This is a genomic window from Fusibacter fontis, from assembly GCF_055378735.1.
Genome location: NZ_AP042445.1, coordinates 1172187 through 1196078, shown reverse-complemented (window position 1 = coordinate 1196078; position 23892 = coordinate 1172187). Strand labels below are relative to the sequence as shown.

Here is a 23892-nt window from a genome sequence, read left to right as displayed (position 1 = left end):
CGAGCTTCGCGTTCTTCATCGCGTCTTGCTCTCTTGCGATCACTTCCAATGCTCTGAACCATTGAGACCAGGAACGTGACACACAGAGCTGAATACAATCCCAAAAGGATGTTTAGTAAAATAGTTGTCATTGGTTTACCGCCCTTCCTTAAGACAAAAAGTCGTCATCATCGTCTGTTGCGAAATCGGACTCGGCACTAACCTTGCCACCGAGAGGCTCGCCGTCGCGCACCTTCTGCAGGTTGTTCAGACCGCAAGCGATGCCCTTGTTGCCGTTTGAATTGAAAGCGTAGAAGCTGATGCTGGCCCTGCCATACACGCCGGAGTAAACCTCGGAGCGGGTCAGAACAGGATTGCGATCAGCGTCCACGATGCCAGGAGCAGTAGCGGAATTGGCGTTGATGAAGTATGCATTGGCGTAGGCCGGATCATCTGGACGCTCGCTGTCGCCATCTCTGAGCGGAGTCTTGATTGCCGCCATCGGGGGCACGGACTTGCCACTACCTTTGAGCTTGGCTTCGCCTTCGTGGTAAGCAGCTTCAATAGCCGCCTTGATCTTTGCGACGGTTTTGGTATCAGACTTCGGTATAATGAGCGAAACAGAGAACTTAGGAGTGCCGCCGTTGATACTCTTAGCCTCCCAGATGTTTGCATAGCTCCAACGGGTGTCGGGTCCAGTGATAACCTTCATTGGGTTGTTGGCTTTGTTTGTGTTGTTATTCATAATTGTTTTCCTCCATAAAATCATTTTTGGCTGTGTTCATGACCGGGCGTTTGTCGCTCTCCGATACAAGCGTGGGTTTACCTTGCGGCTTTTCGATGTAGGGCGCGAGTAGTTCGTCAAAGCGGGATTTGCCTAGCAGTTTCTGCATGGCGGTGACACCGAGGACCTTGTGGTCATATGGGTCATAACCTGCGCTGCTTACTGTGTTGGCGACTGCTGTTTCATTGGTGTACCTGCGATTTGAGCGGCCTTCGACCAGCTTCCAACCGTTCCATTCCTTGCCGCTGATGGCCTGTTGCAGGGCATATTCCTTGATATCTGTGGCCCAAGAGACAAGGTCATCGACTCGGGTAAGGATTTCTTCGACTTCCTCATTAGTAAGTAGCGGCGGCAGCTTGAAGTCGTAGCGGGCAAGCTCCATATTGGCATCGGCTCTGGCGCGGCAGTCGTGCTTTGCCTTACAGAAACCACACCATTCACCGCAGAGAAAGTTACCATCACCGGCAAAAGCAAGATCGGCGGTAGGCTTGAGAATCTCGTCTGCCCAGCGGTAAAGCTCATCTTTTGAGAGCTCATAGGTTCTGATGTTATCGCGCCGGGGCTGATAAATGGTCATGAGAACGGTGTCGATGTCGTAGATTCCGTCAAACAGCTCCAGGGCACCAAGGGCGTAACACTGCATTTGCGGATTCTTTTCAGCGCTTACGAGAACGCCTAACCCGTGTTTGTAGTCGCATATCTGCAAGGTGCCGTCTGCAATAATGATGCAGTCAGCGGTGCCGAAGCCGGATTCTACCCAGCGAGAGAAGTCCACACGCTGCTCGATCAGGACAACAGGGTCAGAGCAGTTTTGCTTGGCTGCTTCTACTTGTTCAAGGATGTAGGCGGCGTAACCAGAAGCGCAGTCAGCCATTTCTTCGTTGAACCAGGTGAGGTTCTCGGTCGGGTCCTTTGCCTCCATGCCAAGTGCCCGGCGGAGCTTGTACTCACAAAGCTCGTGAGCGTCGGTGCCTTCGGCAGCGTAATTGCTGCCCTTATCGTCGTAGCTCTCGCAAAGTCGAGCGCTGGGAGGGCAATGGAGCCAACGCTCCGATGAGGATGCGGATAGAAGTGCATGTCCTTTAGGTGGCATCGGTTAGTCCCTCCACATCTTCAAGCAGGGCCTTGTAGTTTGCCGGGTCAATACCGGACAGCTTATCGGCACCGTACTTCTGGAGCAGAGAGCGAATCTGAGCGGTGAAGCCAGTGCGGGACTTATCCGCAAGAACTGCTCTGACCGCTTCCAGCGTAAGCACCGGTTCGGTGGGTGTGGGCTCCGGAGTTGGTTCATTGCTGCTGAACTGCTCCGCTAGCCAATTTGCGGCTTCGTTAATAGCTGCAGCTGCGCTGCGTAGTTCTTCGATGGTCATGGCCATGTCGCTCATTTTGCTCATGTGCTTTTCCTCCTTCCTTGGATTGGCTCTGTCCGGCGAGCAAGGTCAATTTTCTTGCTAACCGCATGGATACAACGCTGATCGCAGTGAGAACATCTACGAGCTCATCATCAGCAGCGCAGCTCCGTGGTCTTGTCTGTGCCTTTTGCATTTCTTTCACCTCCTTGGAAGGAGCGATTGTCGTTTTGCTCTTTCCACTACCCAATGGAGGTGAGAATGCGGTTTGAACGAAAATCAGGAAAAAAGATTTTCTCCGGCCACCAATTTTGGCAGCCGGAGAAGGATGGATTTACTAATAGATGTAGTCGCGCAGAAGCTCCCGCAAAGCGTCAAACGCCTTTTTCTTCTTGTAGTTGATGGTGGATTGCCGGGAAATGCCCATGATGGAAGCAATCTCTCGTTCGGACTTTTCCTGGAGTAGTAGCTCGCAGATGCGGCGACCGTCGGGGTCGAGCTTGTCCAGTTTGCATAGAAGGGCGTCTAATAGTGCACGCTCCTCCAAGATAGACTGAGCGCTTGGAGCATCGTCTGCTAAATCGTCGAGCCAGCTCTTTTCGTTGCCGTCCTCGTCAGTAACGGTGTAATCAAGGGAAAGCTCATCGCCAGCCTTGTGAAAACGGCAGGTCCAGCAATCCATATCACAAAGGTAGCGCTTGTTTGCTGGGCAGACACAGCGGCTGTGCTCCTGTTGCCTGCGGCGATAGGCATTGATATCGCGGTAATAGTTGTCGTAGTCGGTCTTGCTGACTTGCACCCATTGGTGCAGGTCCTTGAGGTAGATTTTCCGTTCGTTGGTTTGGTCCTGATTGTCATGGTTTGACATAAAAATTCCTCCGTTTTTCGTTGTCTCGAAACGGAGGAATTGAGCTGCTCAGCTGAAAAAGGCAATAAAAGCCCGACCGCAGTCCAACACAGATTTCTCCGTTTCGGATTGCAGCTCCCATTTCCAGTTGGCAGCCGTAGTATTTAGTTGTTCTGCCAAGTGACACTGGAACATCCGAGGCCAGCGGATGTATCACTTAGCAGCGTGGCGTTAACCACTATCTGTAGAATACTGGGGATGGGGTTTTTCAAACAGGAAGTGCGACTTCCGAAAAAGGCTTATGAAATGGCTTAAAAGGGCAAAAAAAATAAGACCCTTGCGTCTATGACAGATATCTGTCAGACACAAAGGCCTTATTATCAAGAGAATATTCTACCGGAAGTCGCACTTCCGAATTATTTATACAACGGCGTTTTTATTTCCGTTTTTGGGCAATTGCTGAGGTATCCCAGCGTCTTGTAGCTTCTGATTCCACATATAGATGCTTTCCATATGATGATGATCTATTAGGAAGCGATAAACAAGGTACTCCTCAGATGGGATCATGATATTATGGCCAGCTTTAGTGATTAAATCATATGAAAAGGCTGGCTGCAGATTAAGTCCAATACAGAGGGCTAGTACACTTTGCAACATTGGTTTTGCATCAATTTTCTTTCGATAGTCCTGAATTGTTCGTGAGCTTATACCCGATAGTTCTTCCATCTTTTCATTTGTATAGGACCGTCGATTTACATGAAAATCAAGAGTACCGCAAAATGTGGGAGGAAGCTGGCACATTATATCCTGTACTCTTTTTGCTTCATTTCGGACTAAAGCCATCTCTCGAGCACGTTTTTGAACATCTTCGTTTTTACCTTCGTTTCGATTGAATCTTGCCTCTACAAAACTTTTTGAATCTGCATCTCGGCAGAGAAAGCAAATTCGATAGAAGGAGTCGTCGAAGTTGTTGCTAACACGAGTCGTCCTATCAAACACGAGGCAGCACTCGTCAGCATGCTCGAGGGCGTAATCTGTCAACGTGGCTTCGTGGCCTTCTTGAATGTTGACAAACTTTGGATTATTGATGACAAACATACCGCCAGCGTATATAAAATTTCCAGCTTTTATATCATCAATGAGATCTGGATTGAGCACCGCTTCGACAATAGCGTTATTACGATCAATGATGAAAGTTTGTCCTTTTTTCAGGCTACCGTTATCGAATGAAAACGGCGGGTAATTTCTACCGTCGACAAAATTGAATACACCAGCAGCTTGTTCGAAACCTAACTCGACAGCCCTAATTTTTGCAGCGGTAGTAGAGACCTTGAAAAAGTCTGCAAACTCACTTATTGTAAGTTCCATTACATAAGCGCTACGAAGACTAGAAAATGCTTGCTGTAAGCGGTTAAATATCTCGATAAGTTTTGCACGACCGGTTCGGGCTGGAATGAGAATTTTTGGAGCTATGGCATTTGCTTGCCACTCCATCCATGCCAGTTCTTCGGAAAGATGATCAGAACCTTTTTTGTATTCCTCCACCACTGCGCATGATAATGACGAAAAATCAGGGTTTAAAAGCTTTTGCAATTCAAAAAACTTAAAGTGTTTGTCCCAGTGAACGCACTCGTGGATAATCGTGTTATTCACAGAACCGATATTCCTCATGAAAAAGTTATCAGGGTTTACAAGAATTGTCCCAGGTTTGATTTCTTCTACTGTGACATTGCGATCCGTAGTGTTATTGAATACCTCAACAGCTGCATCATTAAAATATGTACGACCAAAGACCTCATCTGATAACGGAGCCAGACGAACTGTTAAATTCATTGAATTAAGAATTTCTTTGATCGGTAATGCCATTGGCTCATTTAATGCGCGAGGACAATACTTTAGAAGAAATTTTTCCGCATGTGAATCTAAATCCTTAGCGTAAACATAGGGGACCAGGTATTTAGTAAGCGAATCTTCAGCATTGAAACGTTCTTTGGAGTATTCGCTGATATCGAGCAATTTCACTTGATGCAGGCCATTATTAAGGACTGCAGAAAAAGAGATAGAAAACCAGCAATCCGTAGTGTCACTCTCAAAATCTCTACGTCTTTTGCCGGAGATTTCAATTTCTGTTTGTATTGACGCTCGAAATTCTATCTGGTCATTATCCAACTCACGGAAAGTGACACTCATAACGTGAAAATCACTCAACTCTGCGTAGCTCGGATCAGGCACAGAATAAGTGGAAAGGTTCATTCTCTCTCTGTTGTTAATGATATAAAACTTTATCCTATCGAAGATTTGATTGTAATAGACATCTTCAAGATAAGAAGAAAACGAAGTATATTTCTGTGCCAATGCTGCGCCTCTTTACGATCGTAATCACAAAGTATGAGTATACTAAAATATATCATGAAAACGGAGATAATTCAATATATAGCAACGGTAATTCTTGCGAATGCAGAGATTTACTCTTGTGACAAACACACTTTTCATGATATAATAATTTAGTCTCGCATGGAGCCCGTGTGTTTATAGAATTTCCGAGAGGTGGTCCATATGGAAGTAAGTTATAAAAAGCTTTGGAAGATTCTTATAGATAAGGATATGAAGAAGAAAGATCTGCAGGCTAAAGCTGGAATCAGCTGGGCATCTGTAACGAAGCTCTCTAAAGGCGAAACCGTTAGTATGGATGTCCTTATTAAAGTATGCAAGGCTCTCGACTGCGATATTGGTGACATTGTGGAGTTAATACCTAATGAAGATAAGTGAGGTGTTAGTTTTGGCGAACACAAGCAACGATGAAGTAATCAGCAGAGCTAGTGCGCATACCATAAAGAAATTTGAGTTGATCGAGAAATATGTTCAAACATGGGCTCAAAAGCTGCTAAACAACCAGTATTGTAAGGGCCTTGTCTTTATAGACTGCATGTGCAATAGCGGTGAGTATTATGATGATGATGGACAGCAGGTGTTCGGCACTGCTGTGCGAGTATTTAAAGTGCTACGTGATGCAGCAGGTCAGTATGCAAATAAACAGATTGACCTGTATTTCAATGATATAGACGCAAACAAAGTTAACCATTTGAAGCAGCTTCTCAGCAACAAGGACAAAAGGAATTTTCATGTTCATTTTAGTGAAGAAGATGGGAACGAGCTTTTGAAGAAACAGGGACAGAACATATATAAAAACCAAGATATCCATTATTTGCTTATATATGACCCATATGATGCAAAGATAGATTGGAATGCCGTTTATCCCTTCTTTAACAACTGGGGAGAAGTGATTATTAATCATGCGCTTATGGACTCTACACGTGCTGTGAAAATGGCAAAATCTGAATCAGCAGTAAATAAGTATGAAACTACATATCAGATGAAAATTGGTGAGTTGAGCGCTTATGGAAGCGATCGAGCTGCATTTGAAAAGCGTATCGAAGATATTATCGTGGCACTTCGATGTGATAAAAGGAAAAACTACTATATTGCTGCTGCCCCGTTTTTTAATAAGAAAAATGCTATCGCTTATAATTTGATTCACTGCACAAGCAATATTGCAGGTTTCCGGCTTTATAAAAAGTCAGCTTGGCAGACATTTGGTGGGAAATCGTCAACTAAGGATACTCATGGTGCTGAGAACCAACTTGTTCTGGATCTTAACTGCGGGTGCAGTCCTACTACCAAAACAGACGATGACTGCTATTACTCTAAAGATATTGCTAAGTATTTGCAGTCCGTTTTCGATGGACAACAGGATGTAGGTTTGGATACGGTCTGGGAAGCGTTAGATCGCCATCCGATTTTTCCATACGACTGCTGTCGAAAAGAAATTAAGGATGAACTTAAACAGTATTATGGCGCTAAGATTCAGAAAAGCTCAATATGCTTTTCTTCAAGGAGTTAAAAGGCATGAAAAAGGTAACCGGATATATTCAAAGAAAGACCATGCTCTACAAAACCGGTGTAGAGTACGGCGACTATACCATGAACCATGTGCAAGGTTGCGCGCATGGTTGTAAATATCCTTGTTATGCGTTCATGATGAAGAAGCGTTTCGGACAAGTTGCCTCATATGAGGATTGGTTGGAGCCGTATCTGGTTTCCAACACTTTAGAACTTCTTGATAAAGAGATCCCGAGGTTGAAAGATAAAATTGAGTCTGTACAGTTATGTTTTACAACTGATCCTTTCATGTATGGATATCCAGAAATTGCAGAGATGAGCATTGCTGCTATTAGAAAACTAAATGACGCTGGAATTAAATGCTGTGTCTTAACAAAAGGGACTCTGCCCAATGACTTAGCGAAGCTATCGAAGCGTAACGAATATGGCATAACCCTTGTCTCATTGGATGAAAATTATCGAAAGAAAGTCGAGCCTGGGGCCGCACCTTATTCTGAACGCTTGGCGTCATTGAAAGTGCTTCATGAAAAAGGGTACCAGACATGGGTCAGTGTCGAACCATATCCGACGCCGAATCTTATACAGCAAAAGTTAAATGCTATTCTTGAAGCTGTTGCTTTTGTAGATAAAATAATTTTTGGGCGCACAAATTATAGCAAAGAAGTTAGTGCATACAGAGAACACCGAGAGTTCTACAATGAGCAAGCGAAAATCGTGATTGCTTTTTGTGAAGAACGAGGAATTTCGTATCACATTAAAGATGGTACCATCACACAATAAATAAAGTGTAGAAAATGTAACCTGCTATACATAGGCAGGCTTTATCTCTTTATGTGAAATTAGGAATGATGAATACTTAAAGCGGAGGGAAAAATTTTGATACGATTTAGAAATCCAGGAACACAATATTCAACACAGGTTCAGGTTATAAAGCAACTATACAGTTCTCTAGGTGCACAAGCATTCTTTACGTTGGAAGATATGGCAATAGTCATTGCGCAAGGACGTTTAATGACCGCTTATGGTTATGCTGGTGATGACGCGCTAAGGTTGAGTAATACAGATCAGGACAGTATGAATTCTGCATTAATGAATGCCAAAATGTACGCAGAGGTATTTCGCATGCTTGGTTGGGTTACTCCCTACAGCGAAAAGGCATCGTATCCATTGGTATTTACATACATTGGAATTCACGTAGCTATATCTAATGGCGATATTTCTCGTTTATATGAGCAATGTGTTTTAGGCATTAATAATCCAACACAACTCACTGATAGAATGAGGTACGATGAAAAAGTTCGGTTTTTCAAGTGTGCCCTAAGAACATTTATAGATTTAGACGGAGTGATGTACAAACATGAGCTCTGCTTGGGGCCGATGAGTGTCAATGATGAAGATGAGGAAGAATATCAGAAAATGCTTGTTAATATAAGGTCAATAAGAGGAAATTATTCTCATCTGAAAAGAGCATTTTCAGACTTGGCTGATAGTCTTGGAATGAAAACTACACCGGTTGACAATTGCACACGCCTTCCTATTGGTTTTATGAAAAGTTGTAATTGGGTGGAAAGTGTCACTGATAGTAGCTTATATAACAAATCAATGTCTTGCCTAAGAATCACACAGCATGGGATTGATACTTATGAATCCATTAAAAACATGTATGATCTCCGTCTTGATCAATTTAACCGACTAGAAAAGCCAGAGCAAATGTCGATGATTAGACTTGGTACGTACGCGATGCTTGGAAGGTCAGGATATGATATATCTGGCGTTGAAGAGGTAATTGAAACCGATTTAAACATATGTAAGGATATTCTAGATGGAAAGGAACTTTTATTTTCGCCATGCCAAACTATTAGGAGAAGTCTGGTAGAAGAAGCCTTAGGTGTAGAACTTGGCAATGGAACAGATTCAGAATTTAGCATAGATATGTTTGAAAGCAGTGTTGGTGAACGTGTGGCACTTGCTATGACACAGGTTTGGTCGTTAAACATTCCTGAGGGCGCAGCGACCGACCTTCTCACTGAGCCTGAAGATATAAATTTTTTGTCTAGAGTTGAAAACTTAAAAGCTCGTGGATATGACAGTGTTGAGATTGTGGAATTGCTTTTTGTTCATTATGAAGATGCGAATCAAACAACATTTTATCCACTAATAGCAACTTTATTTAAAGTCATGGGATTCCAATGCTCGTTTTCAAGACCGGGAGATAATGGCGCCCGTTGGGATGCCATTATTGTTGATGAAACAAGAAGCATACCAATTGAGATCAAGTCACCAACTGAAGAACAACACTTGTCAATTAAAGCAATAAGACAGGCGCTTGAGAATAAAATCGTACTTTTATCTCGTAGAACGCATGAAACAACCCCGGATATTACAACCTTAGCTGTTGGGTATTACATGCCGAATGAACGTGCAGAAGTTAGCTGATTGATTATAGATTTCAAGGCTACATATGGATACCCAATAGGTGTAATAGATTTGAAATCATTATTATCATCTGCAGTTAGCATTCTTGTTGATGGTAGAGGCTTCGACAAGGAAAAACTATATTCGTTGGAGGGATTGATGAATGCAAGTATTTAAAGAGACTGCAAATAGAAAAAGAATATCAATTTTAACAGAAGTCCCAATTACAATTAGCTATGCTCCGGGCGCTCCTGCGGAAGCACATTTTTCTGATAGGACGAATTGCTCGATTGCTTGCTTAGGATGCATAAATCCGAAGTGTATGTATTTAAATGAGAGCGAAGTAAGCTGTGACGTTATAGACGGCTTTCCGCATGACCAAACACTGAATGCCTGTCCTACAGACGCAATAAAGTGGAACGAAGAATTGGATGTTCCTGAAATAGATTCTACAAAATGTATAAATTGTGGTATATGCGTTAGCAGGTGCCCAGTTGGTGCGTTGTATTTTGACAAAAAAATCAAAGTCAATTCTGCTACATCCATAAAACAGGGAAATTATCGAATTGACAATAACAGTTTAGATATTCATCATCACCAAATTGAATCCTTGTCACATATTAAAAAGAGTGGAACAATGGTCATCGAAACTGACGAATTGCTTGAGTCAATTTATAACAAACTCTCTGGCATTCGTAATAATTATCATAATATTATTGGTCGCAATTTACTTATTGCTCTTGGATGTAAGTGTTCTATGAGACGCATAGGTGATGTCTATACAAGAATGGATGCAATTTATTCATCTATGGGAGGAACCTTTGGTGCTGTAGAAATTGAATTTGGTAGAGATACACTTGATGCATCTAGAGGTGTACTGGACGATATAGCAGTTTTGTATACGCGTTATGGAGTCGACAAGCTTCGCAACAAGGCTCTAGTTATATGCCTGCAGTTGCCAAATGCCAGACAAGGATATTGGCAAGTGGTCAAAGATATTATGCATGTTGAACAGGTTAAAATAAGTACAACAACCATTGGTGCATTGATGCTTCTTATCTGGAACAGCTGCACGCTAATCCCAGAGAACGATTATTATTATGTGGATTACGATAATATGACTATAAGAGATACTATAGCCCAACAAATTGGAAGGCAAATAGAGCTAAGTGATAAGTCCTTAGGAATACTTGAACCTCTGAAATAGAATTAATAGTGTTGAATAGTGTTGAAATGTGTTGACAATATGCAGCTTTAGCGATATGCTATAAGCTGCATATTAATGTCGGGAAGGCGGGTACGAATTTGTCAAATAACGTAGTGAGTACAAAGAAAGCTGCAGAAATACTTGGAGTAAGCGTTTCTACAATTTATAGGATGATTGAGCAAGATATTCTTCAACCGACCAAAACTCCTGGAGGTCAACGGAGGTTTGATGTTAGTCAGTTGAATGAATTCCGAGATAAAAGTCGGAGTATAGTTGCGCCACAAAATCCATCTATTACAAGAAGTGCTAACAAGGAAGTAGAAGATATTGAATCTGAAGAACAGGATGGTCAGATTCTTCCTGTAGAATCTGAGAAACCAGTAGACCCTCGTAATCCCCTAAATGATTTGAATGGTTCTCAGTGGCTGCCGGAAACGAAGAGCTTTTTTTACCAAAAAGGATTAGGGGCTAAACACCCCCACGCTCAGATTGAAAGACAACACCCTGCACCATTCTCATATCAGGATGTATCGCACATGATCACTTTTTTTACAAAGAAAGGTATGCGCGTGCTAGATCCGTTTGGTGGAATTGGATCAACAGCAAAGGCATGTGAGCTTGAAGGTCGTTTCTGTACAAGTATAGAATTACAGCAGAATTGGAAAGACTTGGCTATTCAGCGCCTCGAAGTTGAAGTTGCTGAAGGAGCCGCAGCTAAGCATGATTTTATATTAGGAGACTCAAGGGAGATTCTTAAACAATTTGATTCTAGTTCTTTTGATTTTATGATTACAAGTCCTCCATATTGGTCAATTCTCAACAAGAAGGCCGACCATAAAGTTAAAAAGGAGCGTCTCGCTAATAAGCTAGCAACGAATTATTCTGAAAATGATCAGAGTGATTTGGCACATATACCGAATTATGAGGAATTTCTTAAAATCCTTGTTGATGAGATTTTTTTAGAGTGTGGGCGAGTACTGAAACCAAAAAAATATATGTGCTTAGTTGTGTCTGATTTTAGGAATAAGTCAGAATTCATCAGCTTCCACAGCGATCTAATTCAAGCATTGAATCACCGCGAAACTCGAGATGGATATAGAATAGCATTGCAAGGCGTTAAGGTTCTGCTACAGAACCATAAAACATTACTGCCATATGGATACCCCTTTGCGTATGTAGAAAATATTCACCACCAATACATCCTGATTTTCAGAAAGGATAAAAAGTGATTATCATGGATTATAGTGGTGTAATATGTGGGAATTCTGATTTTCTCCTACAAAAAATGCTTGACGATGGTGTTAAGGTTGACTTGATATTAACAGACCCACCATACAATTTAAATAAAGACTTCGGAAACAATAGTGATAGCCTTTCGTTGGATGATTTTCTTGCGATTTCGAGAAAGAGAATAGCATTGTGTCGAGACTTATTGCTTCCTTCTGGGAGCATTATATGGTTTGGTATACATCATTACATCGGCTTTATTCAGTCTATTATGTTTGAGGCAGGCTTGAATTATAGAAGGATGAACATTTGGTATTATGAAAATGGCTTTAGTCGATTGACAACAGCCCCTTTGACTCAATACGAACCTTTCCTCTGGTATTCAAAATCACCAAAGAAGTGGACTTATAATGTGGACGATGTGCGGGTTCCTTACAAAAGCACAGAGCGTCTGAAAAATCCAGTATACTACAAGAATTCAAAAGGAGAACGTGTAAAGTGGGAGCCTAATCCCCTTGGTGCTATGAGAGGAGATATATGGGCATTTCCAACTCTTGCCGGAAAGCTATATCAAGACGAAAAAACACCACATCCTACTCAAAAACCAGAGGCATTAATTACAGAAATAATCAAAGCTTTTTGCCCCAAAAATAGTGATGGATTTTACGATGGAGTGATACTTGATCCGTTTCATGGTTCTGGCACACTGGGTGTATGCTGCGAAAAGTTGAATAAGCAGGGTCATAATATTCGTTGGATTGGTATTGAGCTCGAAGAAAAATGGTGCGAAATTGCACGAAAGCGAGTGAAACTGATTGACCGGCTTGAAAAATGAACAGTGTCAAGTAACTAATCACCATAAAGAAAGTATAACTTTTAATTTTGCCACACTTTTTAATTATTACTTAGTTGGCTATTTTGCGGGGTAAGCACACTCAAAATCTATATATTACGCTGCAAATAAAATAAACAAAAAAGGGCTCTCGAAGCTCGCATTAAAAAGTTGCGAGACCTCGAAAGCCCTTATTTCAAGCTCTTTTCAGCACATTTGTGCCGGAGAGGGCTTTTTCTTTTTGTATCAAAATCAGCAGGAACATAGAGCCGTCATGTGATACGGGAGGTTTTTAATTGACTTGTTTCCGTGTACGGGTATAAACTGAAATAATAAGTGGATAAGAGTTGATGATAATATTCTGTCAAAAGGAGAAGTTATGGCTAATGAAAACAATATCAATAATAGATGATGCTATAATTCCTAAGACCATCTTTCACTATACTAGTTTTGAGAAATTTAAATGTATATTGCAGTATGGCACTTGGAGATTCAAACTGAGTACCCAATCAAATGATTTGCTTGATACTACTTACATAATTGAAATCATTAAGAAGCTTGAGATACAAAAAAATCTAACTGATGATCATCGAAAACTATTGGAGATGTTAATAGGTTACTTCAAGAGGGATGAATACGAGAGACAGTTTTTGTCGTATGTAACTTGCTTCACGGATAAATCTGATTCCAGGCTTTTATGGGATGCTTATACAATTAATAGGCCAATTACAAATTTAGATGACGTAAGAGATTATAATGGTGTTTGTATTGGTGTAAATAGAGATAAACTGCTTAATACGTTACAAAGTAAAAAGCCTGAATATTGCGATGCAGGATTTTTGGCACCAATATATTACACCCCCCAACAACAAATGCTCGCACTTGATTTCCTTTGCAAGAATGCTTTAGATAATTGGGACAAAACAAAAGATGATGAAGACCAATCCCAAGATATAGTACCGACAATACGAACGGCTTATGCGATAAAATTTGGAGATTATGTTGGGAAACCACATTGCATTGAGATGAACCTAAAAAAATCTTTTGTAAACTCCATGTTATCTTACATTGAATCCGTAGAGAAAACAGCACCCTACTTGAAACATCAGTTTTGGGAAGAGGAAAGTGAATATAGAGCATCACTGAATATGCATGTTTCAAAAAAGCCAAAGCATGATTATATTGATTTAGATATTAATGAAGAAATAATTGATTGTATAATTCTTGGACCTACGTTTTCAGGTAAGGAAGAAGAAATTATTCGGAAGATTCACAATGCTAAGTTAGATTTTAGTAAGATTAAGAAAGAAAAATCTGTAGGTACTGGTATTATACAAATGAACTAAGGCTCATTTTTTCATATGGTTACATCAACATCTTGGTTAAAAAGGGATTGAATTGTTCCCTTGAATAGTTAAAGCAGTAGTTTGAAATGAACATCAATCCTGCGATAGCGATGCATCCCATTATATGGAGTCCATCCAAATCGAGCACTCAACCTGGAAAAGTGGACGTATTTCCTTTAACGAGTAAAATGGAAAAAACGGTGTGGACCTGTTTCCTTGCACGAGAAAATTCGAAAATACACTCAAGACATTCAAACGGGAGCTTTTAGCCACGTAGAGTGCGTCGTGAAGCTGGAGAAGCGGTAGAAGTAAGTAATATCAATAATTTAAGCCACTGAATGAATATATGCCCTTCAGAGGCTTTTTTATGTGAAAATCATTCTGCTTCCCAAAAATAAATTGATTTTGGGAAATAGAGCGATGTTTACAATATTCCGATATCGGTATATTATATTTATGAGGTGATTTTTCATGAAATATATGAGTGTGACTGAAGCGAGTGAAAAGTGGCAAATCAGCGACAGAAGAATACGCGTATTATGTACAGAAGGAAGAATAGAAGGGGCTGTGAAGTTTGGCAGAAACTGGTCAATTCCGTATGCTGCTGCTAAGCCAATCGATGCAAGAATCAGTCAAAAAAAATCATATAAGGGCATTGGGTATGATTTTAGTGAAATTGATGAAATGAAAGAAAGAATCGATCAAAATAGACCATTTTCTAAGCGACTAGCAGAGTCGTTACATGAAAAGTTGATTATAGAATGGACCTATAACAGTAATGCCATTGAAGGGAATACATTGACATTATCGGAAACGAAAGTTGTTCTAGAGGGAATAACCATCGGTGGTAAAAGTGTTGTAGAACACCTTGAGGCGATCAACCACAGAGAGGCAATATTGTTTATCGAAGAACTTATTGAGACGAACGAGTGTTTGTCCGAATGGAATATAAAGAGCATTCATGGACTCATTCTTAAGGAGATAGATGCACTGAATGCAGGTAAATATAGGACGGAAAACGTAGTGATTGGAGGAGCTGTTCATATTCCGCCTAAGCATTATGAAATTGATTTATACATGCAGAACCTTATTTTAGAATATAAAGAAGAGTGGAAGAAATTTCATCCAGTATTAAAAGCAACTTTACTTCATGGGGAATTTGTAAAAATTCATCCTTTTATTGATGGAAATGGGAGAACGTCAAGACTTCTACTGAACTTTGAACTTATGAAAAGTGGTTATACACCCATTATAATAAAAAATGAAAATAGAGCACATTATTATGAAGTGTTGGACCACGCACATACCACAATGGATTATCAGCCATTTCTTGAGTTCGTTGCAGGATTAGTGATTGAATCAGAAAAGCTTTGGCTATCTTTATTGGAGTAAGAAACATCATTTAGGGGCTAAGTTGAAGGTCATACAAGGGAAAATCAGCTTATTTTTTTATTATGAAGTCCACACGCCTGAATTGAAAAAGGAAGTAGTGGCATTTGCAAATACAAACGACGGAACCATATCTATTGATTTTTAGAAAAGAGAGTGTATGAATAAAAAATTTGAAAACATGGGACTAGATGAAGTCCTACTAAAATCCATCAACTTATTGGGATATGAACAGGCGACTCCTGTACAGGAAGTGGCGATACCGAAGATTCTAGAAGGGCGCGATCTCGTCATTAAGTCACAGACGGGTAGTGGCAAGACAGCTGCATTTGCAATACCGATTCTCAATCAAATCACTTGGGAAGAAAGAGAACCTCAGGTCTTAGTATTAACGCCAACGCGCGAACTGGCAGAACAAGTAAAAGAAGAAATCTTTAATCTTGGTAGGTTCAAACGAATCAAAGTGGCTGCGATATATGGCAAGTCACCGATTCGAGCGCAAATCAAAACTCTAAAAGAGAGAGTTCACGTCGTGGTCGGTACTCCGGGGCGCATCCTTGATCACTTAGATAGAGGCACCTTATGCCTAAGCCGCATTCAGTATTTCGTCTTAGATGAAGCCGATGAAATGCTGAATATGGGCTTTATTGAACAGATAGAAGACATCATCAGTTTACTGCCGTCCAATCATGTCACGACGCTGTTATCGGCAACGATTCCTGAGAAAATTGCGACACTTTGTGAAAAAACCTTAAATAATCCTGAGTTTGTCGAGATTGAAGATTCCATACAAAAACCTGCCATCGATCAATGGTTATATGACGTTCAAAAAAAACAGAAGATGACGCTACTATTTGATGTGATTTCTGTGGTGAACCCTGAAAGCTGTATGATATTCTGTAATACTCGTAACGAAGTTGATGCCGTTAGTGAAGCGCTGCAAAAAGAAGGCTATCCGTGTGAAAAACTTCATGGCGGGATGGAACAGGACGATCGCACGAAGGTGATGCAAAGGTTTAGAAAAGGTGGATTTAGATACCTTGTAGCGACAGATGTGGCAGCCCGAGGTATCGACATCGACAATATCTCATTGGTTGTTAACTATGAACTCCCAGAGGAACCAGAAGTCTACGTCCACAGAATTGGTCGGACGGGACGAAAAGGAGATGAAGGCATTGCCATTAGCCTCGTATCTCCGAGCGAACGAAACATGCTGAGACTGATAGAGACATTGATAGAGGAAGAGATTCCCGAAAAAACGCCACCGTCTTTAGAACAGGTCGAAGCAGCAAAACAGGACCATATGGAGACACTTGAAACGGAGCGGTTGGTGAAAACAGATAAAAGTGCACTACTGTCAGAAGGCATCCTCAAACTCCACATCAACGCAGGGAAGAAAACCAAAATGCGTGCCGGTGATGTAGTCGGTGCAATCTGTAGTATAGAAGGCGTCACAGCAGACGACATCGGAATTATCACCATTGTAGACGTTTCTACATTCATCGAAATCCTCAATAACAAAGGCGAGATGGTCTACAAAGCGCTTCAATCCAAAGAGATCAAAGGACGCCTGAGAAAAGTCAGTCGGGCGAATGAATAGTAATTACACAAGGAGTCAAAATGAGATTATTACTGCTTTATGGCGTTAATTGCACAAGCAAGGTTTGGGACAGGCTTCGGCCATATTTAGAAAGATATGAAGTGGATTATGTAGAATATCCACACTCGATCACACAAGAAGCAAATGAGGTAGAGGTTATTTCAAACTGGGTGTATGAACAGTATCATCATCAGTCTTATGATGCGGTTATTGGACACAGTCTTGGTGGCATCGTGGCATTGCAATTGGCTACAAAATATAAAATGACGTTTCATAAGATTATCTACTTAGACACGAATTTGAGACCAGCGAACGAATTTTATCGAAATCTAATGACCGATGCGCATATGAATGAATTTGGTGATGAAATGATTTCCATGTTCAAAGAAGAAAGTAAGTTTTATCCATCAACGTTATTTAAATCAATACAAGAGGATTTCGACTTTACACCTTACTTAGAAGAATTGACTCAAAGAGTCTATGCGATTTATGGCGATCGAAATCAACCAGATTATGAACATCAAATTGATGACTTAAATTTACCAAAAGATGCATTATCAAGATTAGAGATTCGATTTATTCATAATGCGTGCCATATGATGATGGTAGAGAATCCTCGTGAGCTTAATGAAATGATTGAGGAGATATTAGAAAGTTAATATGCTCGAGCGAATCCATCAAGTAGAAAAGATTTCTTCTCCTTGATGTGAAGAATTTCAAATGCAAAATACTTTTGTCATGTGACTTAAACAAAAGTATTTTGCATTTTTTTGTGAATTAGCATTTAGTTGGACGCAGTTTTTTTAGAATGGTTTGTTTTTCGAGTCAAAAGATATAAAAGTGGCCCAAAAGAGCCAAAAGCCAAAGTAATGACAAGCCAAAAAGGAAAGTTTCGATTCATTCTCAGGGCATCTTGTCTTAGCCAAACTATAAAGAAAAAAGCACAAATGACTAAATCTAGCAAAATTTGTGTGGTTGCTGAGTTTTGCAGTCCCTCCTTAAAAATGCCAATCAGTCCAAATTGTCTCGTGGCAATAATGGTTAAAATTGTGAATGGTACAATGATGAGAAGTAAAATCGGTTTTGGAATTGAATCTACAAACGATGAATTTTTATCTAAATTCATATGAATCCTCCTTAAAATTTGAATGTAGTGTCCACTACATGGTATAATGTAGCACACACTACATTTGTTTGTCAATAGTGACTTATTTGTTTTGCATTTAAATAAAATGAACTTTGAGGTGAAGTATGGAAAGTTTTGAATTAAAAAAAGAAAAATATATAGAACGAATTTCCGAGTATGTTTTAGTCAATGGAATCTCGGATTCAAGCCTAAAAAAAATGGCTGAGGCAGCTTTGACAAGTGATAGAATGCTGATGCATTATTTTAAAGACAAATCAGAAATTATGGTTCATGTACTCAATACTCTTAACCGACAACTAATCTGTTTATTAGGTGGAAATTCTCAGCTTAGAATGGAATTCTCTGATTGCTTACATTATATTAATCAAGCATTAAAAGAACCGAGTTTTGGGCCATATTTAAATTTATGGTTTGAGATTGTACATTTATCATCAAAGGGAGAAGAACCTTATGTTTCTATTGGTAAAGAAATAGGAGAAACATATATGGAATGGTTAAAAACCATCTATCAGCCAAAAGAAACTGAAAATTATGAAGGAATGACATCGCTTTTATATGCTTTAACCGAAGGCTTCGTTTTTCTTAATAAGATTAATATGAATAATAGGATTACGCTTGCGATAGGCGCTCTAGATGAATTAAGTGCTGTAAAAAAAAGAGCACTCTTAATGTGAAAAACATAATGCTTTTGAAGACATGATTCACTAATTTCATGTTTAAAGAGCCCTAAACATAGGTAAATGAATATAAGCAACTTAATTGAATCATGTTAAAATGCGAACAATTAAAAGGTAGGTTAAAAATGAGTAAGTCAGTAGAAAAAACTCCGTTAAACAGCTCAATTAAAGTCCAATATAGTACACCTGAAGATTATATTGCGATGCAGCCTATAGAGCGACAAGTGGCATTAGAACAATTAAGACAAGTGATTCAAGCGAATTTACCTGAGGGGTATCAGGAGACAATCCAGTATGGCATGATTGGATATGTCGTGCCACATACGCTTTATTCAAAGGGGTATCATGTGAATCCAAAAGAGCCACTACCGTTTATTGCACTTGCGAATCAGAAGGGATATATAGCATTTTATCATCTTGGAATCTATGCGGATCAATCCTTGCTCGAATGGTTTGTAAAGTCTTATGAAGCTTTGAATATCGGCAAGCTTGATATGGGGAAAAGCTGTATCCGATTTAAAAAAATCGATAAACTTCCACTGGAGTTAGTGGGGGAGCTCTGCTCAAAACTAACGGTTGAAGCATATATTCAAATGTACGAAGCGAACAAACCAAATAAATAGAATCAACTGAATCAACTGAATCAATGAAAGTAGATCAAAATCTATCGAAAGAGGTGAATCGATTGAAAACGACCATGACAGGCAATGAAGCAATTGCAAGAGGTTTTTATGAAGCAGGTGGATTAATTGCGACAAGTTATCCGGGATCGCCAACAGTTGAAATGATGGAAACCATCAAACATCAGTATCCAGAAGCGTATTCCGAGTTTTCCGTCAATGAAAAAGTCGCTCTTGAAGTGGCAATAGGAGGGTCTTTTGCAGGTGCAAGGGCCATGGCAACTATGAAGCACGTCGGTGTCAATGTAGCCATGGATCCATTGATGACATTTACTCAGACTAAGATTCACGGTGGATTTGTCCTTGTGACTGGAGACGATCCAGGGATGGCATCGTCTCAGAATGAACAGGACAATCGACATCTCGGCAAGTTTGCCAATATGGCAATTTTTGACCCAGGAAGCAGTCAGGAAGCCATTGACTATGTGAAATTTGCATATGAAATCAGTGAAAAATATACGATGCCAACGCTCATTCGAATCACTAGCCGAGTGTGTCACAGCCGTGGAGTTGTGCATACAAAGGAGCGTATCGAAAAGCCAGTCTCTGGGTTTAATGGCGATATCAAAGATTACGGGATGATACCGCCCAATACATTTGCAAAACAATATGTGATGAAAGAGCGCATCGAAAACTTAGAGACGGATGCGATCGGTTTTGATATCAATCAGTATGAGCCTTCGCATAGTGGTCGAAAAGACTTTTTAATCGTGACATCAGGACTTCCTTATTATCATTTAAAGGAACTCGATACGGATCTGAGTATTTATAAGTTGGGAATGGTCTACCCATTACCAGTGGGGAAATTGAAAGCGTTGTCAGAAAAATATGAAAAGGTTATTGTTATAGAAGAAATGACGCCGTTTATTGAAAACGAGATCAAAATAGCGGGCATTTCTTGTGAGGGGAAGGCATATTTTCCATTTACAGGAGAACTTACGACAGAGCTGATTGAAAAAGGATTGGCAACAGCTGGTGCACTTGCTGAAGTGAAGCCAAACACTTCAGTAGCTGTGGAAACTGTCAATCGTCCAGCACTTTTCTGCGCAGGATGTCCTCATAGACCTGTCTTTGACATTCTGAAAAAAAGTAAAGCAAAAGTCATCGGCGATATCGGATGTTATTCATTGGCTGTCTTATATCCAATTGAAGTAAGTTCTTCGATTATTTCTATGGGGGCATCTCTTGGAATTATGAAAGGACTTAGCAAGGCATATCAATTAGGAAATATCAAAGAGCCTTTAGTTAACGTGATAGGAGATGGGACATTTTTTCATTCAGGAATGACTGGGATGGTCAATATGCTACATCAACTGGATCCGGATTTGAATATGACGGTGATTATATTGAATAATGGCCTCACTGCCATGACAGGCGGGCAACCATCGGCAAGCTCTGGACCTTACTGGAAGACGGGAGCGGATATGAATGTAAAAATCCCTGATTTGTTATCAGCTATGGGATTTGATCGTATCCGTATTGTCGATCAGTTTGATTATAAAGAAACCAAAAAAGTCATTGAAGAAGAAATCAAATTTGAAGGACTTTCCATTGTCATGACCACTAGGCCGTGTGCACTTAACTTTAAAGTCAAAGAAACGCCATTTTATGTGGATCCAAACGTGTGCATTGGCTGCAAAACGTGTATTAAAACCAATTGCCCACCACTTTTGCTGAAGCATTATGATGGAATTGAGAAAATGAAATCGTCTATCAACCCTGACATGTGCGTGGGGTGTTCCGTATGTTCACAGGTATGCCCTGTCGGTGCAATTAAACGGGTGAATCAGGCCGTGTCAATTGAGAAAGGAGAGTAGATAGAAATGATGAATACGATGAATACGATGAATACGATGAATATGACAAATATGACAAAGAATATACTTTTGGCTGGAGTAGGTGGTCAAGGCTTGGTGCTAACGACGAAACTCATTTGTTATGCCGCTTTTAATGCAGGATTTGACTTTAAATCCAATGACGTCATAGGTCTTTCTCAAAGAGGTGGCAAGGTGTGGGGAAGTGTCCGCATAGGAACTCAAGTTCAGTCGCCCAATATACCTCAAGGATGCGCAGATGTTTTGCTTGGACTTGAGCCATTAGAAGGATATCGGTGGAGTGGAATGTTAAAAGATGGAGGAATGGTTATTCTCAATACGTCTCAAATTCCACCGGTACCTGTTGTATTTGAAAAAGCAGAGTATCCAATGAATATTGAAGCCGAGTTATCTCAAAAATATCAGGTGATTGCATTTGATGCCAATGAAAAAGGACGTCAAATAGGCAGTCCGAAAGTTGCAAATACATTTTTAGTGGGTGTTTTAGCCAAGAATCTTCCGGAAATAGATGTGATTCATTGGGAAAATGCCATCCGCAATAATGTGCCTGAAAAAATGATACAGCTCAATTTAGAGGCATTTAAGATAGGATACACTTGGTAGAGACGTATAATCATTAAGGGGGATACACATGAACTGGGAGCCGTGGACGGGATGTTACAAAATAAGTGATGGCTGCACCAACTGTTATTTTTATGGGCCACATGCGAAAGGGTATGGTCAAAATACCATTCAAAAGACAGATAAATTTGACTGGCCCATAAGAAAAACGGCAAAAGGTGAGTATAATATCAAAGGTGATAAAATTCTGGCGACTTGCTTTGCAACAGATTTTTTTCTTCCCGAAGCAGATGAATGGCGTCAAGAAGTTTGGGCAATGATTAAGGAACGATCAGATATTGATTTTTTAATTTTAACTAAACGGGTCGATCGATTTCTTGTCTCGCTGCCAGACGATTGGGGGGAAGGGTATGACAATGTAAACATCGGCTGTACAGTTGAAAATCAAGAAGCAGCAGATTATAGACTGCCATTATTCCTCTCGTATCCAATCAAAAGGCGCTTCATCGCTTGTGCACCACTATTAGAAGCGATCAATTTAACGCCATATCTTCACGGTGTTGATCACGTTACAGTTGGCGGTGAATCGGGCCGTGATGCGCGCGAATGCGATTATGAGTGGGTTTTAGATATTCGTGAGCAATGCGTTAATGCAAATGTCACCTTTTGGTTTAAAAATTCAGGGTCTTATTTTAAGCGAGATGGAGTCGTTGAAAAAATCAATCCATTTAAGCAAACTGGAGTGGCAAAGGAATGTGACATTGACATTTTAGATGGGAAAAAATTGTTTTAAGAGTTGTACCAATTTTATGTGCTTATTTTGATAGTGTCAGCTAAAATTTGATTCGTATGCATCATCATCTATGATAGACGAAACATTCCGAATTTTGTATAATGAAAATGAGTGTTCAATTAATTGTTAAATTAAAACAAATTTTGGAGGAATTCATGGCTTTATATATAGCTACATACAGCATTGATGTAGTTGCACTTCTTTTTTTGCTCAGCATGCTTTGGACGGGAACATCATTGAATCGGGAACGAAAAAGCCCATTTGTGATGAGTATTCTATTAACGATCGTGATTATTTTTTCGGAATTTGGTACCATAATAGCCAATCATGCGAGCCTAGATTTACGCAGCTTACACATGGTGTTTAACGTGATTGGATTTTCACTTGCGCCTTTGATTCCGATTGCCATTACTCTGATATTTGATAATAGGATTTTGACAACCCACAAAATATTGTTTATCCCAGCCATTATCAATATTCTCGCAACGGGATTTTCTCCAGTTTTTAGATGGATTTTCTATATAGATGCGGCGAATCAGTACATGCGTGGAGATTTCTTCTTCATATTTATCATGGTGTATGTGTTCAATTACCTTATACTCGTGATGAGTACTCTCGATATTGGTAGAAGGCACAATTATCCAATAAAGGGAAAAATGATGGCATTATTTCTTTTTTCCATAGTTGGGACAAGTATTCAGGTCGTGAATCCGAGTATTTATTCTTCGTGGCATTGTATCACTTTGACTTTATTCCTCTATTTTCTCATGATGTCTGAATTTGATAGAAGTTTCGATACTTTGTCGGGACTCTATAATCGGGCAGCTTTGGACTCTGTAGTGAAAGGGCTTATAAAAGAAAAAAATCTCAGTGTGATCATGATCGATATTGATGACTTTAAGCGCATTAATGATACGTATGGTCACGATTGCGGTGACCGCGTGATCGAGCAAATTGCTGCAGTGATCAAAGAATCATTTGGCAGACATTATAAATGTTACCGTTTAGGTGGTGATGAGTTTGTCATCATCAGTGATGAAGTCGATCCAACAAAACTAGAAACCCATATTCAAAAAATGATGAAAATGCTCGCTGATATGAGAACAAAATGGGATATTTTACCCACCGTTTCACAGGGATATAGCATAAATAAACGCGGAGAAGGCATGGATTATACACAACTACTTAAACTAGCGGATGAACGCATGTATCAGAATAAGCGCTCTATCAACAAACAATCAAATATTTAAATGAATACAAAAATCTCCTACATCATGTGTCACATCAATGTGTCACTATTGTAGGAGATTTTTTTAGATTAGAA

The 23892-nt window shown here is 40.1% G+C and carries 23 protein-coding genes; 17 read left to right on the top strand and 6 right to left on the bottom strand.

Translation table 11 applies throughout. The annotated features are described in order from the left end of the window. Nucleotides 1–148: 148 nt before the first annotated feature. From ACZ41W_RS05325 to ACZ41W_RS05305, 5 genes are all read right to left on the bottom strand, one after another. Nucleotides 149–724 carry a DUF2815 family protein gene (locus ACZ41W_RS05325; protein ID WP_464313849.1) on the bottom strand — a complete coding sequence of 192 codons (576 nt, stop codon included), beginning with the start codon at nt 722–724 and terminating at the stop codon, nt 149–151. Then, a complete protein-coding gene (locus ACZ41W_RS05320; protein WP_464313848.1) occupies nt 717–1856 on the bottom strand; it encodes a DUF2800 domain-containing protein in 1140 nt (379 codons plus the stop codon). The genes ACZ41W_RS05325 and ACZ41W_RS05320 overlap by 8 nt, the downstream gene beginning before the upstream one ends. Continuing rightward, nucleotides 1846–2157 carry a DNA ligase gene (locus ACZ41W_RS05315; protein ID WP_464313847.1) on the bottom strand — a complete coding sequence of 104 codons (312 nt, stop codon included), beginning with the start codon at nt 2155–2157 and terminating at the stop codon, nt 1846–1848. The genes ACZ41W_RS05320 and ACZ41W_RS05315 overlap by 11 nt, the downstream gene beginning before the upstream one ends. Before the next feature lie 292 nt (nt 2158–2449). Next, nucleotides 2450–2980 (bottom strand): RNA polymerase sigma factor, encoded by a 531-nt coding sequence (locus ACZ41W_RS05310; RefSeq protein WP_464313846.1) that lies wholly within the window; start codon nt 2978–2980, stop codon nt 2450–2452. 399 nt (nt 2981–3379) lie between these two features. Beyond that, complete coding sequence (locus ACZ41W_RS05305) at nt 3380–5314, bottom strand: ImmA/IrrE family metallo-endopeptidase (RefSeq protein ID WP_464313845.1); 1935 nt, start codon at nt 5312–5314, stop codon at nt 3380–3382. A 201-nt stretch (nt 5315–5515) separates the two neighbouring features. Here ACZ41W_RS05305 and ACZ41W_RS05300 point away from each other — a divergent pair, with 201 nt between their 5' ends. The 11 genes from ACZ41W_RS05300 (at nt 5516) to ACZ41W_RS05250 (ending at nt 17534) form a co-directional block, all read left to right on the top strand. Continuing rightward, nucleotides 5516–5728, top strand: a complete 213-nt coding sequence (locus tag ACZ41W_RS05300; protein WP_464313844.1) for a helix-turn-helix domain-containing protein — start codon at nt 5516–5518, stop codon at nt 5726–5728. Continuing rightward, nucleotides 5715–6860, top strand: a complete 1146-nt coding sequence (tcmP, locus tag ACZ41W_RS05295) for a three-Cys-motif partner protein TcmP (RefSeq protein WP_464313843.1) — start codon at nt 5715–5717, stop codon at nt 6858–6860. The genes ACZ41W_RS05300 and tcmP overlap by 14 nt, the downstream gene beginning before the upstream one ends. A gap of 5 nt (nt 6861–6865) precedes the next feature. Then, nucleotides 6866–7639 carry a radical SAM protein gene (locus ACZ41W_RS05290; protein WP_464313842.1) on the top strand — a complete coding sequence of 258 codons (774 nt, stop codon included), beginning with the start codon at nt 6866–6868 and terminating at the stop codon, nt 7637–7639. Nucleotides 7640–7735: 96 nt separating this feature from the next. Continuing rightward, on the top strand, nt 7736–9295 hold the full coding sequence (locus tag ACZ41W_RS05285) for a hypothetical protein (RefSeq protein WP_464313841.1): 1560 nt from the start codon (nt 7736–7738) through the stop codon (nt 9293–9295). A 142-nt stretch (nt 9296–9437) separates the two neighbouring features. After that, nucleotides 9438–10481: an NADH-quinone oxidoreductase subunit I gene (locus tag ACZ41W_RS05280; protein ID WP_464313840.1), complete on the top strand. Its 1044-nt coding sequence runs from the start codon at nt 9438–9440 to the stop codon at nt 10479–10481. Between the two features lie 98 nt (nt 10482–10579). Next, the gene (locus tag ACZ41W_RS05275; RefSeq protein WP_464313839.1) at nt 10580–11710 is read left to right on the top strand and encodes a DNA methyltransferase; all 1131 of its coding nucleotides are present in this window, start codon (nt 10580–10582) and stop codon (nt 11708–11710) included. 5 nt (nt 11711–11715) lie between these two features. Next, complete coding sequence (locus tag ACZ41W_RS05270) at nt 11716–12543, top strand: DNA-methyltransferase (RefSeq protein ID WP_464313838.1); 828 nt, start codon at nt 11716–11718, stop codon at nt 12541–12543. A 383-nt stretch (nt 12544–12926) separates the two neighbouring features. Then, on the top strand, nt 12927–13886 hold the full coding sequence (locus ACZ41W_RS05265; protein ID WP_464313837.1) for a DUF2971 domain-containing protein: 960 nt from the start codon (nt 12927–12929) through the stop codon (nt 13884–13886). Between the two features lie 471 nt (nt 13887–14357). Further along, on the top strand, nt 14358–15278 hold the full coding sequence (locus ACZ41W_RS05260; protein WP_464313836.1) for a Fic family protein: 921 nt from the start codon (nt 14358–14360) through the stop codon (nt 15276–15278). A 157-nt stretch (nt 15279–15435) separates the two neighbouring features. Further along, complete coding sequence (locus ACZ41W_RS05255) at nt 15436–16875, top strand: DEAD/DEAH box helicase (protein WP_464313835.1); 1440 nt, start codon at nt 15436–15438, stop codon at nt 16873–16875. 20 nt (nt 16876–16895) lie between these two features. After that, complete coding sequence (locus ACZ41W_RS05250; protein ID WP_464313834.1) at nt 16896–17534, top strand: alpha/beta fold hydrolase; 639 nt, start codon at nt 16896–16898, stop codon at nt 17532–17534. A 125-nt stretch (nt 17535–17659) separates the two neighbouring features. Here the strand turns inward: ACZ41W_RS05250 and ACZ41W_RS05245 are convergent, their stop codons facing one another. Beyond that, a complete protein-coding gene (locus ACZ41W_RS05245) occupies nt 17660–18001 on the bottom strand; it encodes a DUF2834 domain-containing protein (protein ID WP_464313833.1) in 342 nt (113 codons plus the stop codon). Between the two features lie 125 nt (nt 18002–18126). Between ACZ41W_RS05245 and ACZ41W_RS05240 the strand changes: the two genes are divergently transcribed. The 6 genes from ACZ41W_RS05240 (at nt 18127) to ACZ41W_RS05215 (ending at nt 23818) form a co-directional block, all read left to right on the top strand. Then, entirely contained in the window at nt 18127–18696 is a 570-nt protein-coding gene (locus tag ACZ41W_RS05240; protein ID WP_464313832.1) for a hypothetical protein, read from the top strand. A 128-nt stretch (nt 18697–18824) separates the two neighbouring features. Beyond that, complete coding sequence (locus tag ACZ41W_RS05235; RefSeq protein ID WP_464313831.1) at nt 18825–19322, top strand: DUF1801 domain-containing protein; 498 nt, start codon at nt 18825–18827, stop codon at nt 19320–19322. Between the two features lie 53 nt (nt 19323–19375). Next, nucleotides 19376–21196: a thiamine pyrophosphate-dependent enzyme gene (locus ACZ41W_RS05230; protein WP_464314274.1), complete on the top strand. Its 1821-nt coding sequence runs from the start codon at nt 19376–19378 to the stop codon at nt 21194–21196. Between the two features lie 6 nt (nt 21197–21202). Further along, nucleotides 21203–21817 (top strand): indolepyruvate oxidoreductase subunit beta, encoded by a 615-nt coding sequence (locus ACZ41W_RS05225; RefSeq protein WP_464313830.1) that lies wholly within the window; start codon nt 21203–21205, stop codon nt 21815–21817. Between the two features lie 28 nt (nt 21818–21845). Further along, complete coding sequence (locus tag ACZ41W_RS05220) at nt 21846–22568, top strand: DUF5131 family protein (protein WP_464313829.1); 723 nt, start codon at nt 21846–21848, stop codon at nt 22566–22568. 155 nt (nt 22569–22723) lie between these two features. Further along, complete coding sequence (locus ACZ41W_RS05215) at nt 22724–23818, top strand: GGDEF domain-containing protein (protein WP_464313828.1); 1095 nt, start codon at nt 22724–22726, stop codon at nt 23816–23818. The last annotated feature ends 74 nt before the right edge of the window (nt 23819–23892 follow it).